Origin of the sequence: uncultured Anaerovibrio sp. (assembly GCF_947302755.1) — a bacterium.
In the GTDB taxonomy this organism is placed as follows: Bacteria; Bacillota; Negativicutes; order Selenomonadales; family Selenomonadaceae; genus Anaerovibrio.
This window is the reverse complement of sequence record NZ_CAMYWM010000047.1, coordinates 1-16,876: the sequence shown is the minus strand read 5'-3', so window position 1 is coordinate 16,876 and position 16,876 is coordinate 1. Positions and strand designations below refer to the sequence as shown.

At 47.2% G+C, this 16,876-nt stretch carries 17 protein-coding genes; all 17 read right to left on the bottom strand.

Going from position 1 to position 16,876, the window contains the following annotated elements; genetic code table 11:
• Positions 1 to 335 precede the first annotated feature (335 nt).
• Positions 336 to 935, bottom strand: coding sequence for a GIY-YIG nuclease family protein (locus Q0Y54_RS06300; RefSeq protein WP_297965395.1), 600 nt, complete (start codon positions 933 to 935; stop codon positions 336 to 338).
• Positions 936 to 1,070: 135 nt separating this feature from the next.
• Entirely contained in the window at positions 1,071 to 2,435 is a 1,365-nt protein-coding gene (gene rlmD / locus Q0Y54_RS06295; RefSeq protein WP_297965393.1) for a 23S rRNA (uracil(1939)-C(5))-methyltransferase RlmD, read from the bottom strand.
• A 95-nt stretch (positions 2,436 to 2,530) separates the two neighbouring features.
• Positions 2,531 to 3,196 (bottom strand): HAD family hydrolase, encoded by a 666-nt coding sequence (locus Q0Y54_RS06290; protein ID WP_297965390.1) that lies wholly within the window; start codon positions 3,194 to 3,196, stop codon positions 2,531 to 2,533.
• 87 nt (positions 3,197 to 3,283) lie between these two features.
• A complete protein-coding gene (locus Q0Y54_RS06285; RefSeq protein ID WP_297965388.1) occupies positions 3,284 to 3,817 on the bottom strand; it encodes an HD domain-containing protein in 534 nt (177 codons plus the stop codon).
• 125 nt (positions 3,818 to 3,942) lie between these two features.
• Positions 3,943 to 5,127 (bottom strand): ATP phosphoribosyltransferase regulatory subunit, encoded by a 1,185-nt coding sequence (gene hisZ / locus Q0Y54_RS06280; protein WP_297965386.1) that lies wholly within the window; start codon positions 5,125 to 5,127, stop codon positions 3,943 to 3,945.
• A 33-nt stretch (positions 5,128 to 5,160) separates the two neighbouring features.
• A complete protein-coding gene (locus Q0Y54_RS06275) occupies positions 5,161 to 5,457 on the bottom strand; it encodes a YerC/YecD family TrpR-related protein (protein WP_297965384.1) in 297 nt (98 codons plus the stop codon).
• 392 nt (positions 5,458 to 5,849) lie between these two features.
• Positions 5,850 to 7,916, bottom strand: coding sequence for an ATP-dependent DNA helicase RecG (gene recG, locus Q0Y54_RS06270; protein ID WP_297965382.1), 2,067 nt, complete (start codon positions 7,914 to 7,916; stop codon positions 5,850 to 5,852).
• Between the two features lie 32 nt (positions 7,917 to 7,948).
• On the bottom strand, positions 7,949 to 8,695 hold the full coding sequence (locus tag Q0Y54_RS06265; protein ID WP_297965380.1) for a PTS glucose transporter subunit IIA: 747 nt from the start codon (positions 8,693 to 8,695) through the stop codon (positions 7,949 to 7,951).
• 14 nt (positions 8,696 to 8,709) lie between these two features.
• Entirely contained in the window at positions 8,710 to 9,450 is a 741-nt protein-coding gene (locus tag Q0Y54_RS06260; protein ID WP_297965378.1) for a SagB/ThcOx family dehydrogenase, read from the bottom strand.
• A 191-nt stretch (positions 9,451 to 9,641) separates the two neighbouring features.
• A complete protein-coding gene (gene hisIE / locus Q0Y54_RS06255; protein WP_297965376.1) occupies positions 9,642 to 10,343 on the bottom strand; it encodes a bifunctional phosphoribosyl-AMP cyclohydrolase/phosphoribosyl-ATP diphosphatase HisIE in 702 nt (233 codons plus the stop codon).
• 413 nt (positions 10,344 to 10,756) lie between these two features.
• Positions 10,757 to 11,515 (bottom strand): imidazole glycerol phosphate synthase subunit HisF, encoded by a 759-nt coding sequence (gene hisF / locus Q0Y54_RS06250; protein WP_297965374.1) that lies wholly within the window; start codon positions 11,513 to 11,515, stop codon positions 10,757 to 10,759.
• A 6-nt stretch (positions 11,516 to 11,521) separates the two neighbouring features.
• Positions 11,522 to 12,247 carry a 1-(5-phosphoribosyl)-5-[(5-phosphoribosylamino)methylideneamino]imidazole-4-carboxamide isomerase gene (gene hisA, locus Q0Y54_RS06245; RefSeq protein ID WP_297965372.1) on the bottom strand — a complete coding sequence of 242 codons (726 nt, stop codon included), beginning with the start codon at positions 12,245 to 12,247 and terminating at the stop codon, positions 11,522 to 11,524.
• A 50-nt stretch (positions 12,248 to 12,297) separates the two neighbouring features.
• On the bottom strand, positions 12,298 to 12,903 hold the full coding sequence (gene hisH, locus Q0Y54_RS06240; RefSeq protein ID WP_297965370.1) for an imidazole glycerol phosphate synthase subunit HisH: 606 nt from the start codon (positions 12,901 to 12,903) through the stop codon (positions 12,298 to 12,300).
• 20 nt (positions 12,904 to 12,923) lie between these two features.
• A complete protein-coding gene (hisB, locus tag Q0Y54_RS06235) occupies positions 12,924 to 13,514 on the bottom strand; it encodes an imidazoleglycerol-phosphate dehydratase HisB (RefSeq protein ID WP_297965368.1) in 591 nt (196 codons plus the stop codon).
• Between the two features lies 1 nt (position 13,515).
• Positions 13,516 to 14,586 carry a histidinol-phosphate transaminase gene (gene hisC / locus Q0Y54_RS06230; protein WP_297965365.1) on the bottom strand — a complete coding sequence of 357 codons (1,071 nt, stop codon included), beginning with the start codon at positions 14,584 to 14,586 and terminating at the stop codon, positions 13,516 to 13,518.
• Positions 14,587 to 14,614: 28 nt separating this feature from the next.
• Positions 14,615 to 15,958 (bottom strand): histidinol dehydrogenase, encoded by a 1,344-nt coding sequence (hisD, locus tag Q0Y54_RS06225; protein WP_297965363.1) that lies wholly within the window; start codon positions 15,956 to 15,958, stop codon positions 14,615 to 14,617.
• 16 nt (positions 15,959 to 15,974) lie between these two features.
• Entirely contained in the window at positions 15,975 to 16,520 is a 546-nt protein-coding gene (gene hisG, locus Q0Y54_RS06220) for an ATP phosphoribosyltransferase (protein WP_297965361.1), read from the bottom strand.
• Positions 16,521 to 16,876: the final 356 nt, after the last annotated feature.

Below are 16,876 nucleotides of genomic sequence, written 5' to 3'. Positions count from 1 at the left end.
TAATTGGAAGATTTTTCTTCTAAAGAAGAAAAATTTGAACAATGGCGTTATAATCTAACATAGTTATTCATGAGAGAGGTCCCCTAGCAGGCGACATTTTTGGGGTACACCAAAAGTTAACCTCACAGTGTCGATTCCCCTCTTCCAAATAAAACCTGATTTATGGTATCTATATCGTATTTCTCATAAGACCCAACGTGGGCTGCATCCTTGAGAGGCGTGTTGGGTCCTGTTGTCATCATTGTATTCTTCTAGCATCTCAATGACTGCTTCAACACTTCTTTCAGAGCTAGCCTCAGTTCTATTTCCCTCAATTACCTCACACATCTCGCTCACTATTTCCACTGTGTATTTTCAGCAATCTTAGTAATCAAATGGCCCTGATATGTAAAGAAAGCAGATCCCTGTATGGCTTTTACGTGCTTGAGAGCACCTACCACAGCGGACAGTGATGTTTCTTCTTCGTTCCATTGAACCTTGCGATCACTTACGACAGTCACCTTAATGGTTGGATCTTCAATAAAAACGAGTTCTGCTCCTATAGGAATACCACACTTTGAAAAATTAATAGGTGGCCTCTTTATATGCTGAGCAGGAGCATGTGAATCATCGTTTCCATTACACTTTAGCTTATCAGTTGTACCACTAATCGTTGCAATAGACTCCAGCAATTCATACGCCTCTTGCGAAGTCATCACATAAAACTCACGATTTTTTGATACACGAAGATCAGGATTTAAATTATCAATCATCTTATGGAGCTTTTTATCTTCCAGATTTCCAGCAGTCTCATAAGTCGCATACACTTCATACTCATAGGGAAGTGCCGTTGTGGAAAGCTGTTTGCGACGTGCCTCTACGTCCGTTGCATATCCAATTTTCACCATATCCTTCAACGCAGGATTAGTCATGATATAAATAAAACCTTTTGCCATTATTCACTCACTTCCTTACGATTAATACTACGCTCTCAGCCGTCAACTGCATCCAATCAGTCCTCGAATACTCTCGACTTCTTGGGCAGTTTTGGCATGGTCAGTGCTAACTGATTTCTCGGGCAATCACTTCGTTCATTTCCTCGTAATCAGAGCCACTGACTCAACGTGATAACTAAACGAAAACATATCCACTGGCTGAACCTTTTCCGCCTTGTACCCAAGCTTATCCAAAATTTCCAGATCCCTGGCCAAAGTAGCCGGGTTGCAGGATACATAGACAATACGGTTTGGCTGCATATTGGCAAAGGTTTTTAATACCACCTCTGTACAGCCGGCCCGTGGTGGGTCCACCACTATTACATCAGGACGGATGCCTTGATTGTACAGTCTTGGCATTACCTGAGTGCAGTCGCCTACTATAAATTCAGCGTTTTTCACCTTGTTTTCCCGGGCGTTTTTCTCAGCATCCTTTATGGCTGGACTTACTATTTCTACGCCATAAACCTTACGGGCCTTCTGGGCCAGATAAAGGCTGATGGTACCCGTACCGCAATAAGCATCAATTACGGTTTCCTTCCCGGTGAGCTGGGCAAACTCCAACGCCTTGTCATAAAGTACCTCCGCCTGCCTGGTATTGACCTGGAAAAAGGAACGGGCAGAAACATTGAAGCTGAATTTTCCCAGCTTGGCCTTGATGGTTGGCCGCCCCCACAGCAGCTTGGTTTCCCGGCCCAATATAACATTATTTCTATAGGTCTGAATATTCTGCTGAAGGCTGACCATCTGTGGCAGACGGCTGCGCAGCAGCTTGATGATTTCCTTTTCCCGGCTCAGCTGCTTGGTGGCAGTTACCAGCACCACCATAAGCTGTCCCTGTTCCCCGGTACGGGCCACCACATGACGGATTACACCGGTGTGACGGTCCTCATCGTAGACCGGAATACGTAGTTTTTCCACCACATCCCGAACTGCACTGATGGCCTCATTATTGATTTTGTCCTGAATCAGGCAATCAGAGGAATCGATAATTTTATGGGTACCTTGGGCAAAGCACCCAATAATGGTCTTGCCCTTTTCGCGACCTACGGGAAATGCCACCTTATTACGGTAATTCCATGGCTCCCTGGCCCCTATCGTAGGTAACACAGGTAAATTTTTCAGGTGACCGATGCGCTCCATGGCGTCCTTGACCTGCTGCTGCTTGGCCTTAAGCTGTCCATCATAGGAAAGGTGCTGCAACTGGCAGCCACCGCATTCCCTGTAAATTCCACAGGCCGGCACTACCCGGTCAGGGCTTGGTGTTACTACCTTTACCAGCTTGCCGGTGGCATAATTCTTTTTTACTTCGTCGATTTTTACCATCAGCTCTTCATTAGGCAGACCACCCATCACAAATACAGTGAAGCCATCAATACGCCCTACTCCTTCACCACTGCTGCCCAGGCTGCTGATTGATAAATTATACTGCTTTCCCTTTTCCACAGGAACCTTTGCCATTTCATATCCTCCAAAAACAAAGAGGGCGCCACCCTCAAAATAATCGTACGGTATATTATACCACATCATTTCAAGACTGACGCCCAGGTAAATATTTACTTTTTAAACTGAACCTTAAATAATAAATCAGTTGGCTTATCCAGCAGCAGCTTTGCCCCATTCTTTAACAGCTCATCATCCTTGCGGAAGCCCCACCGAGCCCCTATAGGATAAAAGCCGGCATTGACCGCCGTCTGCATATCTACGCCGCTGTCACCTAAATATACCACCTTGTCAGGCTCTACACCGATTTCCCGGCAAATTTCCAGGCAAGTGGCCGGATCAGGCTTACGGGGATGACCGGGACGGTCTCCCATCACTACCTTAAAGGTCCCCGGCTCAAATAAAATGCTTATAATGGTCTTGGCCGCGTCCATTGGCTTATTGGTGCAAATTGCCATAGGAACATTCTTTTCAATAAGCTTTAAGAGAAGCTCCCGAACCCCGGTATAGGCCCGTGTTTTATTTAATACCTTGCCATAATAGATTTCCTTAAATTTTGCCAAGGCCTTCTCATAAAAGGCTCTGTCCTCGGATTTGTCGATTGGCAATGCCCTTTCCACAAGCTTGCCCAATCCATTTCCCACATAATATTTGTAAGCTTCCACATCATGATTTGGCAAATTGTAAGCTGACAACATTTCATTGCAGCTATCCGTCAAATCTTCTATGGAATTTATCAATGTACCATCCAAATCGAATATCACTGCTTCATAGCGCATATTTTCTCCGCCTCTTTCTACCATAATTCTCGTGCATTGGATAGTATTCTACAAAAAAAGATAAACTCCTGCAAAAAAATTATTTTTTTAATTAGAATTATCTGCCTGCATGAGTACGCTAAGAATTTTTTTCTCATTAATTAATAAATTTTCAGTGTTTCCACTGTGGTGGCGAAGAACGATATCCGCTTCATGAACCATCCCCAATCTCATCAGCTCATTACAGCCAATTACGGGATGATTATAGTATCTGTACATAATATCCTTAAAAATATTATTGCTGGGCTTTTGACTATTTTTTAACGACCAATCATGGCAAAATTTATCCAATAGCACCCCATAGGATTTTCTAAAGCTGTTCATTTTAGGGCCGCGACCAATATCATGCAGCAGGCAGCAGCGCTTTAGGAAATCCACATCGATAGAGGCAGCCAAGGCTTCATGTTCCACAATTTCCATTGCCGTTTTCATCACATTAAGGCTATGACGCTGATCAGCTGATGTCATGTGATAAAAGGCCTGCTGAGCCTCAGGGGACAGCAGGTCATTTATCATATTGCGTTCTTCCTTATCAGGCCCCTTGGCCAAAAGCCCTTTAATAAATTGAATAATTCTGCTCATAATCACTTTACACCACACTAATGGATGCTAAGGCTCCTTCCTCCGAGGTGGAAGTCAAGCACCCGTAAGCTCTGGATTTATTCGGCTAAATTCAGTGTGAATATTAAGCTCCCACTGAACACGTCTCATTTTACGAATATCAGCTGCTGATATCCCTTTCCTGCACGATAATCCTCGGCATCCTGCTCCGTGGAGGCCCCCATGGCCATCTCGCAGGCTTCACCGGCCCTGCGCAGCTTCTGAACGGCCTTTATGGCCTCTGCCTCCTTGCCGGGAGCAAAAGCTACGTATACATCCCGCTGGGTCTGGGGTGCCTTCAGCCCGTGACGCTCCAGGGCCAGCATTACCCGCTCAATGCCAAAGGCAAAGCCCGTTGCGGACATATCCGTGCCAAAGTCCGTCAGCATATTGTCATAGCGACCGCCCCCACATAACGGATAGCCAAGACCTGGGGTATATGCTTCAAATACCATACCGGTATAATAACTGAAATCCCGAATTACCCCCAAATCAAAGGTTATATAGTCAGAAACACCATAGGCTTCCAAAAGATTGCAGATGTCGGACAGATTATCCAGGGCCTTTCTGGATTGTTCATTATTAACCATGGAATAGGCCTTCTTCAGCACCTCCCGATTGCCGTGAAGCAGGGGAATTTCCTTGACCATATTTTTTTCTTCCTGGGAAATATCGGCTCTATCCACTATGGTATTGAGACCCACCAAATCACGATTTTCGATGGCAGCACGAATTTTGCCCATCTCTCTGGCACTAAGACCGCATTGCTTCATAAGGCCATTAATAAAATCCACCTGGCCCAGGCAAATAATAAAATCATTCAGCCCGGTCTTTTTCAGGGAGGAAATGGCCAAAGCAATTATCTCTGCATCGGCAGCAGCCTTGTCACTGCCCAGCAGTTCTACTCCTGCCTGATGAAATTCACACTGGCGGCCGGTCTGGGCCTGCTCATAGCGAAATACGCTGCTGATATACGACAGCTTCAAGGGCAGCTTGTCCTCCTTCATGCGGCTAGCCGCCACCCGGGCAATGGGGGTGGTCATCTCATAGCGAAGGGCCATGGTACGGTTATTCTTATCAAAAAGCTTAAACATGTGGGGCTCCAGGTTACTGCCGTTTCCCATGGTCAGCGTGTCCAAAAATTCCACGGTAGGAGTCACTATTTCATCATATCCCCATAAATTAAACTCCTCTGCTATAGCTGCCTCAATTGCCCGCTTGCCGGCGGCCTCCCGAGGTAAAAAATCTCTCGTCCCATAAGGGATTTCCAGAACCATATCTCTATTTTCCATAGCCACTCTCCTATGCTCAACTTACGTAAAATATTACTCCTTGTTTTTTAGGCGTTCCAATACCAGGGCATAGCCATCTGCACCATAGTTCAGGCAACGCTTTACCCGACTGATGGTGGCTGTGCTGGCTCCGGTACGGCTCACAATATCATCATAGGTATGATGCTCCTGCAGCATGCGGGCCACCTCCAGCCGCTGGCTCATGGCCTTAATCTCACTGATTGTGCAAATATCCTCAAAAAACTGGTAGCATTCCTCCCCGGTTTTCAGCTTTAAAACCGCTTCACAAAGCTGGTCATTCAAATCATCCCTAAGCTTAGGATTTACCATAAATACACCACCTGTAACCTAAATTTATGTTGATCTGCTTTCACACTTTTATTCTTTTATGCTTTACTTTGTGAAAATATACAAGAACATTATAACGTATTTGTTCAAATTTTTCTATGAAAATATAGAAAAATGCCGCCACAGTTTTTATATATTACACATAAAACCGCTACAATATAATACTGGAGAAAAAAATAACCTCGCAAAAGAACCTATATTCTCCAGCGAGGCTACGATTCATTTAACTATATATCTAAGGATTTCATTGGTCAAAATTACTTTCATCATAAAAAACCACCCATGATAATTATATCAGAGGTGGCGTAATTTTTTCACTAAAATTTCACTATTTTTACACTATTTTTCACTATTGCTTCACTATTTTACACTAATCAGGTATCGGTAATATTCATGAAATGCTCCTTGTACTGCAGCTCCAAAATCGGCAGCACGTAATCCAGATCCACCCTGTTTTCCATGGTTTCAAGGGCTGCCCGGCGGGCCTCCAGCAAAATATCGATATTCTGCAGCACATCGGCAATCTTTAAATCCGGCAATCCATGCTGCAATGAGCCGAAGAATTGTCCCGGCCCCCGCAGCTTTAAATCCTCCTCAGCCAATAGGAAGCCGTCGGAGGTGGTCTCCATAATACGCATACGTTCCTTAGACACCTCAGTTTTTCCGTCTGTCACCAGCACGCAATAGGAGCTGTATTCACCGCGGCCGATACGTCCCCGCAGCTGATGAAGCTGGGCCAAGCCAAATTGCTGGGCATTTTCAATCACCATCATACTGGCATTAGGCACATTGACCCCTACCTCGATAACCGTTGTTGCCACCAGCAGCTTAAGCTGTCCCTCATAGAACTCCTGCATGATGGCTTCCTTCTCCTTCTGCTTCAGCTTACCATGAACCAGACCACAGGGAATATCCCGGAAAATACCATGAGTCAGCTCATCATAAACGGCCTCGGCAGACAGGAGATTGCTTTCATCACTGTCCTCAATAAGGGGACATACCACATAGCCCTGACGGCCCTTGGAGATTTCCTCCCCCATAAATTTATAAATAAGCTCCCGCCTGTCCGGAGTGCGCACGAAGGTCCGCACTGGCTTTCTGCCCGGCGGCAGCTCCCTGATAAGGGACACATCCAAATCACCATATACCGTCAAAGTCATGGTACGGGGAATAGGGGTGGCCGTCATAACCAGCACATCCGGCATGAGTGTGCCCTTTTTCTCCAGCTCTGCCCGCTGATTGATACCAAACCGATGCTGCTCGTCCGTTACCACCAAACCCAGCTTCTTAAAGGACACCTGCTCCTGAATAAGGGCATGGGTACCGATAACAATATCTATTTGCTGAGCTGCCAGCTCCTCATAAATCTGCTCCCGCTGCTTTTTCGTAAGCTTTCCCGACAAAAGAGCCACCTTTACCCCAAGCGGCTCCAGCTGCTTTACGAAGCCTTCATAATGCTGTCTGGCTAAAATTTCCGTAGGAGCCATTAGGGCCCCCTGATAACCGTTTTCCACTGTCTTTATAAGGGCCAGCATGGCGATAACCGTCTTGCCGGAGCCCACATCCCCCTGTACCAGGCGACGCATCGGCACAGAGCTCTCCATATCATTGCAGATATCATTCCAGGCCCTTCGCTGGTCCCCGGTGAGTTTAAAGGGCAGCAGTCCCATAAGCTTATCCACCATCAGGCTGTTAAGTCCATGTCCTATGCCCTGCTTTTTCTCCTGGGTCCGTTTTTTCAGCACCATAAGACCGCATTGTATAAGGTACAGCTCCTCAAAGGCCAGACGGTTCCTGGCCTGCTGAATCTTGGCAAAGCTGTCCGGAAAATGAATTCCCCAAAAGGCGTCCCGGCGGGACAGCAGTCTATAGCTGTTGGCAATATTTTCGGGAATTACCTCGGGAATGGTATCCACGCTGTTTAACAGCTCTCTGATGGATTTACGGAAAAACTTCTGATTAAGGGCCTCGGTGGTAGGATAAACGGGAAGAATCCCCAAGCCATTGGTCTCATCCTCATCAGCATCCATTATCTCAAAGGAAGAGAGCTGACTCATGGCGTATTGCCCCTGACCACCAAAGGCCAGCTCCACCTTACCTGTGGCAAAAACCTTCCTGCCGGTCTTCAGCTTTGCCTTTAAAAACCGCTGGTTAAACCATGTAACCTGTAAAGAGCCCGTTCCGTCACTGACCATAGCCGTAAGAATCAGCATATTGCGCCGTCCGGCCCGCCTTTCCTGCAAGCCCGTAATAATTCCGGATATAGTGTACTTCTCCCCCGGCCTCAGTTCCCCAATTGGGGTAATACTGCTTTGATCCTCATAGCCCCGGGGATAATGGGTAAGCATATCAAATATTTTAGTTATGCCGATTTTTCTTAGGAGCTGAGCTTTCTTCGGCCCTATTCCCTTTAAAAATTGAATATCCTGCTCCAGCTCCATACAAATCCTCCACTATGCGATGAACCACCGTGTTATCCTTCACCGCCAAGATTTAAAAACACACCTATGGCTACAAATATAATAACCAGCACCACAACCAGCCCCACAAACATGGCTCCAAGCTTAATCCAATTAGTGGAATCACTAAAGAACTCTAGGCTTTCATTTTTCAAATCATCAATGGTTGAACGTCCTGCCGTTGCTTCATTGCCGTCCTTGGCCACAGCCGCCGCTGGTTCAGCATTGGCTTTATCGTTATCAGCTGGCTTACCCTGCTCTCCATCAGCCGATGCCGTTTCCTTTATTATTTCAACGACCTTAAATATTTCCCCGGCGCCGGCCTCTACGTCCCCCACATTGGCTTTAATTTCCGTATCTTCCTCTTCCTCATTTATGAGAATTACCGGGGTAATGGTATTTATTGCCTTCTCTTCAAAGGCCCCCAAATCGTATTCTGCCACCAGGTCACCAGCCTGAACCTTCTGTCCCTGCTTTACGTGTACAATAGTAGTCTTGTCAGTTACCTCATGGGCCTCAAGGCCCACATGAACCAATATATTAAGGCCTGTATTCGTTTGAAAGCCAATGGCGTGCTTGGTGGCAGCCACCATTGACACTATTCCGCTTATTGGACTGTACAGCATACCGTCCTTGGGAATGATGGCCACTCCATCCCCCATCATTTTTTTGGAAAAGGTATCATCCGGCACCTCAGACAAATCCACAATTTTTCCGGTCATAGGTGCAAAAATAGAACTCTCTCGCGTATTCTGAGCCATAAACTCATCCCCTTTTATCGAATTTTTCCCACATGTGCCGCATAGACCATGAATTCATCTTCCCCATCCAGGCCCAATTCCCTGTTCAGCTCCTCATCATTAAAATGACCTACAGCACAACAGCCCAATTTCTGGGTATAGCAGGACAAATAAAGATTCTGGCACACATGACCAGCATCCAAATAAAGGTACTGCAGTGACCTGCCACCAAAGGCATAGTCCATTCGATCAAGAACTGCCGCCCACATAAAGGTTACAGCACTTGCAGCATACATATTTGTTTTATTAAAGCCTGCCCTCAGCCTATCCTTAACTCCATCACCAATATCAATTGGCAACAAGGCATGCTCAAAGGCCAAAAATCTGTATAAGCCCTTTTCCAGCCCCTCCACCTTATCTATATACAGGTAGGTCTCCAAGGCGTTCCTGGCCCCGGCTGAAGGAACGGTACGCTTGGTGGCACCGGCCGGCAGCACCATCTTTACCCCCTGGGTACACCACAAAAGAAAGGACAGCTCCTTCATGGTCAAAGGCTGTTCACTGTATTCCCGAATGGTGGATCGAAGCTCCATAAGCTCCAAAAAGCTGACCTCCTTATCCTCGAGAAAATCCGGCTCAGGCAATGCTATCAATTGACTGTCCTCAGGATATGGTTTCTGAGGAACAGGTACTTCTTCCTGGTTCACCCTTCTGGTATTCAAATTGTTTTTCACCAAAGCAGCTTCCCGCAGAGCCTTAAAGATATCCTTATACATGAAAACGCCTGCCTTTCATACATACTAACCATAGGATAATTATAACGCAATTGGCCAAATTTTTCTTCTTTATGTGAAAAAATCTTCCAATTAACGCTTCCCCTGCCGGACCAGCTCCAGGTCACAGCAAAGGGAACCATCTTTAGTCTCCCCATATATCAAAGGACAGGCGTTTTAAATACAATATTCTGTTAATCTACAGGACGGATGCCGGTTTTGCCGGTGAATTTGTGATAGTCACCGCCATTATGCCGGTTTACCAGCTCGCAGAACACTTCCTCCGGATTAATGTTATGGAATGCCATCAGCACCAGACAATGATACCACAGGTCTCCCATCTCATAGATAATTTCATTCTTGTCATTGTTCTTGGAGGCAATCACAGTCTCCACTGCTTCCTCCCCTACCTTCTTCAAGATCTTATCCTGACCCTTTTCAAACAGGTAGTTGGTATAAGACCCTTCCTTTGGATTGAGTTGCCGGTCCTTGATCACATCGTAAAGCTCGTTCATGATATTGGCCAGATACTTATTCTCCGGCTGCTCAACCACAGCCAGGGCCTTATCATTTTTCAATAAACGGCGGCCGCTGAAGCAGGAATATGTGCCGGTATGACAGGCACCGGTGCCCCGTTGATGGACGATAACCAGCAGGGTATCACCATCACAATCATAATACATATCCTTTACCTCCTGCACATTGCCGGAGGTAGCCCCTTTATTCCACAAGGCTTTGCGGCTGCGGCTCCAGAACCAGGTGGTTCTGGTTTCAATGGTTTTTTGGAGAGAGTCAGCATTCATGTATGCCATCATCAGCACCTGGCCATTTTCTTCCTGAATAATAGCTGGTACCAGGCCCTTTTCATCAAATTTAATCATTGAAATGTCAATCATAGTGTATCCCTCCATTTTTGGTGTATCCGGTTGATAAGAGACAGTTGACTTTAGCGAGGGACTCAGGGCTAAAACTATTATTTTGCTTTTAATTAGTCAGCAAGAAAAATCCAAACTCGCTTCGCTCAAACAATGGATGTTTTCTCGCTGTGTAAGAATGCAAAAAATAGTTTCTTAACGCCCATCGCCCAATGCTTCAGTCAAACTGCTCTTATCAACATATATTTTCAAGTAGATCGGTACTAAAAAGAGCCATTAAACTACAACACGTAATAAATATTTTTTTACATACCTGCATTAGTGAGAAAAATTATTTGTTTGAGCAAAGCGAGTTATAATTTTTCTCGCTATACAAATTATTGTAAAAAAATATTTTAGTGATGTAGTTGAGGCGATAGTTAGTACCGACTACCCTAAAATCTCATTTCTATTCCTCTATCCCGCAGGTATTCCTTTACCTGTCTGATAGTGAACTGTCCATAATGGAACACTGAGGCAGCCAATACTGCATCTGCCTTTCCAATGGTCAGCACATCATAAAAATGCTCCAGCCTGCCGGCCCCACCGGAAGCGATAACCGGAACATCAACAGCCTCGGATACGGCCCGGGTCAAGGGAATATCATAACCGTCCTTGGTACCATCTGCATCCATACTGGTAAGTAATATTTCGCCAGCCCCCAGGTCAGTTCCTCTTTTTACCCAGTCAATAACATCAATTCCCGTAGGAGTACGTCCCCCATTAACAAAGACCTCCCATTTATCCTCACCGGTCCTTTTGGCATCCACCGCCAGCACCACACACTGACGGCCAAAGATTTCTGCCCCTTGCCGGATAATATCGGGATTTTTCACCGCCGCAGAATTAACTGAGGTCTTGTCGGCACCGGCCTTTAACATTTTCCGCATATCCTCGGGGGTACGGATGCCACCGCCTATGGTAAAGGGAATAAATACCTGGGAGGCACAGGCCCTGGCTACCTGGACAATGGTATCACGCTGCTCATTGGAGGCGGTAATGTCCAAAAAAACCAGCTCATCACACCGCTCGGCATCATACCGCTTGGCCAGCTCCACCGGATCGCCGGCATCTCTGAGGCCCACAAAATTAGTACCCTTTACCACCCGGCCTTCCTTTACATCCAGACAGGGAATAATTCGCTTGGTATACATATTATATCACTCTCCTGCGGCAACCTTAATAGCTTCGGCCAAATCCAGGGAACCGGTGTAGATGGATTTTCCCACGATAACCCCTTCTATACCCTCCTTTTCATAGGGCAACAGGGCTTTAATATCCTCAATGGATTTAACACCACCGGAGGCCACCACCCTAATACCGCTATCCCGGGCCAGCTTGGCGGTGGCTTTCACATTTACCCCCTCCAGGGTACCGTCCCGGGAAATATCCGTGTAAATAATGGTTTTAACCCCAGCCTTGGCCATTTCCCTGGCCAAGGTCCCAACCTCCACGTTGCCGGAAGCCTCCCAGCCATCCACAGCCACAATACCATCCTTGGCATCAATGCCAACCACCACCCGCTCACCATATTTGGCGCAGGCCTCCCGTACCAGAGCCGGATTTTTGGCGGCCACGGAGCCCAAAATAACCCGCTGAACCCCGGCAGACAGCACCTCATCAATATTCTCCATGGTGCGGATGCCACCGCCCAGCTCCACAGGTATGTTGACCTTGGCAATTATTTTCTTTACCACATCAAGATTAATTGACTTGCCCGCTCTGGCCCCATCCAAATCCACCAGGTGCAGATACTGACCGCCAAGGGCCTCCCATCTGGCTGCCATTTCCTCCGGCTCACCAAAAACCGTCTCCTGGGCAAAATCTCCCTTATAAAGGCGCACTGCCTTGCCGCCTCTGATATCTATAGCAGGAAAAATAAACATACAATCTTCCTTCCACTAACGCTCAACAGCACATTGCCAAAATGAACTCTTTAGCTGTTGATGAAATTTTTAATAACAAGGAGCCCCACATCACCGGATTTTTCCGGATGGAACTGAGTAGCCATTACATTGTCCCGGGCCACGGCCGCCGTCAGCCCTTCGCCGTATTCCGTAACAGCAGCCACAATGGAGCTATCCTCCGGCACTGCGTGATAGCTGTGAACAAAGTAAAAATAGGGCGTTTCAGGTATATCCTTAAACAAACCCAGCCCCGGCTGACTGACCTCCACCGAGTTCCAGCCCATATGGGGCACCTTTAAGCCCGGTGCATTGATTTTCCTTACCATGCCCCTGAACACCCCCAAGCCCTTGGCATCAGGAGATTCCTCGCTGCCATCAAACAGCACCTGAAGGCCCACGCAAATTCCCAAAAGGGGCACCCCGGCAGATATGCGCTTCATGCTAGTCGGGATAAGGCCGGAAGCCACCAAATTCTTCATACAGGCCCCAAATTCCCCAACCCCGGGCAGAACCAGCTTCTCCGCCTGTTCGATGGCTGCCTGGTCACTGGTTACCTGTACATCATCGGTAAATTGAGCAAAGGCCTTTTCCACGCTGAACAGGTTCCCCACCCCATAGTCAATTATTGCAATCATACATTGACTCCTTTCACGATTTACAGCAGCCCCTTGGTAGACGGTACCTCACCCGCCGTCTCCGGATCAATCTTTACGGCTGTTCTGAGGGCATGGCCCAGGGCTTTAAATATGGCCTCCACCTTATGATGGGAATTGGTACCATACATCACCTTTACATGCAGGGTAATACCGGCATTAAAGGCAAAGGCCCGCAGAAATTCCTCTGTAAGCTCCGTATCATAATTGCCAATCATGGGAGCCATGGAGCCGCCGGCATCGTACACCAAAAATGGTCGGCCGCTTATATCCAGTGAAACCATGACCAGACTTTCATCCATAGGCAAAAAGAATGTACCGTACCGCTGAATACCTCTTTTATCCCCCAAAGCCTCCTTGACAGCCAGCCCCAGGGCAATACCAATATCTTCAATTGAGTGATGGCCATCCACCTCTATGTCACCGTTGCAGCCCACCACCAAATCCATACGCCCATGGGCCGCCAGGAGAGTCAGCATATGATCAAAGAAGCCGATGCCGGTATCAATATCGGACATACCTCTGCCATCCAGATTTATAGTCAAATCAATGGCGGTTTCCCTTGTCTCACGAATAATTTTTCCTGTACGCATATTAACTCTGCTCCTCCACAAAGGCCTGTACAGCCTTAAATACAGCATCATTTTCCTCACGGTTGCCCATGGATATTCTCAGGGCATTTTCCAGCAGAGGGGCCTTGCCAAAGCTTCTTATACCAATGCCCCGCCCCTCCAGATATTCATTCAGCTCCACGGCCTTATCATACTTTACCAGAATGAAGTTGGTATTGGAGGGGAATACCCGGAAGCCCTTCAGGGTACCGTACTGGCCCTCCATGCGCTTGCGCTCCCCAATAGCCATCTGAATTCTTGGTACAAATTCATCCCGCATCTGGAATACGGTATCGGCCGTAACCAGGGTCAATACATTCATATGATAGGGCATAAATGCCTTGGCAATCATGGCGGTCAATGGGGCAGCCGCCAGCATATAGCCACAGCGGCAGGCCGCCAGTCCATAAGCCTTGGAGAAGGTTCTGGCTATAATCATATTAGGATATTTCTTCATTAATTCCACGGCAGTCTGCCCCTGGAACTCAATATAGGCCTCATCCACCAAAAAGGCGCAGCTGGTATGGCTGGCAATATATTCAATATCCTCCAGGGAAGTAAAGCTGCCGGTTGGATTATTTGGATTGCAGATTACGCAAAGAGAAGCCTTGCTTTCATTTACCACATTAACAAATTCCTTTACATCAAGGCTGTAATCCGTTTCACTTAAATTTACAGGGACAGCCTCGGCCTCAGCCGCCTTGGCATAAATGTGATACATGGAAAAGGAGGGCTGGGGAAAAACAATTTTTCTGCCACGGCCGCCAAAGCAATAGAAAATCTTCTCAATAATCTCACTGGAACCATTACCCAATAGAACATTTTCTACACCAAGGCCAAAATTCCTGCCAATAGCCTCCATGAGCATTTCCATATCCTCATTTGGATACCGGTTAAAGGCCACCCGGGAAAGACGGCTCATCACCCGCTCCTCCACCAATGGGGGCAGGTTCATACCACTTTCATTGGCGTTAACCTTAATATTCCAGTCCCGCTCCACCACATCGTAGGATGGCATTTCTGCCAATTTGTTTCTATATTTAAGCTTTGCCATTGTATTTCCTCCACATATAGCTGTTTAATCACTCATCTATCCTTCTGATACGAATGGCATTGGCATGGGCCTGCAGCCCCTCTGCCTCGGCCAGACGGATAATATCATCACTGACACGGCTCAGCTCTGGCTGAGTATAGGATATGAGGCTGGTACGCTTCATCAAGGTTTCCACATTCAGCACAGAATAGTAGCGGGCCGTACCACCGGTGGGCAGCACGTGATTTGGTCCCGCAAAAGAGTCCCCCAGGGGCTCCGGGGAATAGGCCCCAAGGAATACGGCTCCCGCATGACGCACATAGGGCAGAAGCTGGAAGGGCTCCCTGGTAAGGATTTCCATGTGCTCCGGTGCAGATACATTGGCCAGCTCAATGGCCTGCATAATGTCCTCAGCCACAATAATAAGGCCATTCTTATCCAGGGAAGCCCGGGCAATCTCCTGGCGGGGCAGCTGCTGCAGCTGCTTTTCGGCCTCGGACGCCACCTGTTCAGCCAGTTCATTGCTGTCTGTAATGACAATGCTGGAGGCCAGCATATCATGCTCCGCCTGGCTAAGCATATCCGCCGCCGTATAGGCCGGATCAGTCGTTTCATCGGCCACAATCAGGATTTCACTTGGACCTGCCAGCATATCAATATCACAGTGGCCATATACGGCTTTTTTGGCCAGGGTCACAAAGATATTCCCCGGACCGGTGATCTTGTCCACCCTTGGTATGGTTTCCGTACCAAAGGCCATGGCGGCAATGGCCTGGGCCCCGCCAATCTTAAAGATTTTGGATACCCCTGCTTCCTTGGCGGCCACTAATACATAAGGATTAATTTTGCCATCCTTTGGCGGCACCATCATAATGATTTCCCCCACCCCGGCTACAGCGGCAGGAACGGCGTTCATTATTACGGAGGAAGGATATGCAGCCGTGCCTCCCGGCACATAAATACCAACCCTGTCCAAGGGAATAACCGACTGCCCCAGCAGGGAGCCCTGCCCCCGATAGGTCATCCAGGAATTAGGCTTCTGCTCCTGATGATATTGGCGGACATTGGCTGCAGCCCGTTTCATGGCTTCCACTATTTCAGGGTCAGCAGCCTTGTATGCAGCTTCATATTCATCCTCAGTTACCAGGAATTCCCCTGCCGTAAATTCAGTACGGTCAATAAGCTTGGTGTATTTTATTACGGCCTTGTCGCCATCGCGACGCACCTCATTCACAATCATGTCCACGATTTCGGCAGCAGTCATATCCCTGCCAAACAATTTTTTATTTGCCTCACGGATTTTGGGATTAAGCTCCACCTGGTCAAAGGCCGGCTTTTTCAGCAGCTTTTCTACCTCAATTAATCCTTTTTCTCTAACCTTTACTATCTGCATTACAGTCCCTCCAAAATTACTGGGCCATTGCCAATATTTTACGCAAATCCTCAGTCAGCTGATGAATGCGGTCAAATTTCAATTTAAAGCTCACTCTGTTACAAATGAGGCGGGCCGTGGCCTCCATTATAAATGCAATTTCCTCCAGATTATTTTCCCGAAGGGTGGTCCCCGTCTCCACTATATCCACGATGCTCTCAGACAGCCCTACTATAGGCCCCAGCTCAATGGAGCCGTTCAGCTTGATGAACTCCATCTGCATCCCCTTGCTGTTAAAGAATTCCTCGGCAATATGTGGAAACTTGGTAGCCACTCTGGTATGGGCGTAGTCCGTCAGCTTTCCTCGCTTATTATTCTTATCCACAGCCATCATCAAATGGCACTTACCAAAGCCTAAATCCAGCAGCTCATAAACATCCTTGCCGGATTCCAGCAGAACATCCTTGCCGATAACTCCAATATCGGCAGCTCCGTATTCCACATAGGTAGGTACATCCGCCGTCTTGCTGATGATAAACCGGATTTTCTTTTCCTCGTTGGTGTCGTAAACAATGTATTTCAACTCACATTTGTTGAAATTGCCTTCAAGGTAGCCTTTGGTTCCGTGAATGACTATATCTCGTCCCGGGTCTCCGGAAACCGCAATATATGAGAAATTTCCGTGGCTTCCGTCGGAGAAAATTACAAGGGCGGATTGGTTGTCAAAAACCTCGCTGTTTGTGTGATAGAAACATTTATCCCTTGCTTCCAAAACATTTTTAAACTTTTCTGTCTCTTCCGGATGTTCTTTGAGATATTCGTTTAAAACAGGATCTTCTTTTTCTTTGCAATAACAATCCACTCTGTCACACTGAGAGCATTTTTCAGGATAATCTTTTGGGTTGTTGCCGAATTTGGTGCTACCGTAGGAGATGATTT

Bases quoted from the DNA above. Each gene is read 5' to 3' on its own strand.
- Q0Y54_RS06300 (WP_297965395.1), bottom strand. From the start codon at position 935: ATGGCAAAAGGTTTTATTTATATCATGACTAATCCTGCGTTGAAGGAT.
- Q0Y54_RS06285 (WP_297965388.1), bottom strand. From the start codon at position 3,817: ATGAGCAGAATTATTCAATTTATTAAAGGGCTTTTGGCCAAGGGGCCT.
- recG (WP_297965382.1), bottom strand. From the start codon at position 7,916: ATGGAGCTGGAGCAGGATATTCAATTTTTAAAGGGAATAGGGCCGAAG.
- Q0Y54_RS06260 (WP_297965378.1), bottom strand. From the start codon at position 9,450: ATGTATAAGGATATCTTTAAGGCTCTGCGGGAAGCTGCTTTGGTGAAA.
- hisF (WP_297965374.1), bottom strand. From the start codon at position 11,515: ATGTATACCAAGCGAATTATTCCCTGTCTGGATGTAAAGGAAGGCCGG.
- hisB (WP_297965368.1), bottom strand. From the start codon at position 13,514: ATGCGTACAGGAAAAATTATTCGTGAGACAAGGGAAACCGCCATTGAT.
- hisH (WP_297965370.1), bottom strand. From the start codon at position 12,903: ATGATTGCAATAATTGACTATGGGGTGGGGAACCTGTTCAGCGTGGAA.
- hisZ (WP_297965386.1), bottom strand. From the start codon at position 5,127: ATGGAAAATAGAGATATGGTTCTGGAAATCCCTTATGGGACGAGAGAT.
- hisA (WP_297965372.1), bottom strand. From the start codon at position 12,247: ATGTTTATTTTTCCTGCTATAGATATCAGAGGCGGCAAGGCAGTGCGC.
- Q0Y54_RS06265 (WP_297965380.1), bottom strand. From the start codon at position 8,695: ATGGCTCAGAATACGCGAGAGAGTTCTATTTTTGCACCTATGACCGGA.
- Q0Y54_RS06290 (WP_297965390.1), bottom strand. From the start codon at position 3,196: ATGCGCTATGAAGCAGTGATATTCGATTTGGATGGTACATTGATAAAT.
- Q0Y54_RS06275 (WP_297965384.1), bottom strand. From the start codon at position 5,457: ATGGTAAATCCTAAGCTTAGGGATGATTTGAATGACCAGCTTTGTGAA.
- hisC (WP_297965365.1), bottom strand. From the start codon at position 14,586: ATGGCAAAGCTTAAATATAGAAACAAATTGGCAGAAATGCCATCCTAC.
- hisIE (WP_297965376.1), bottom strand. From the start codon at position 10,343: ATGATTGACATTTCAATGATTAAATTTGATGAAAAGGGCCTGGTACCA.
- rlmD (WP_297965393.1), bottom strand. From the start codon at position 2,435: ATGGCAAAGGTTCCTGTGGAAAAGGGAAAGCAGTATAATTTATCAATC.
- hisD (WP_297965363.1), bottom strand. From the start codon at position 15,958: ATGCAGATAGTAAAGGTTAGAGAAAAAGGATTAATTGAGGTAGAAAAG.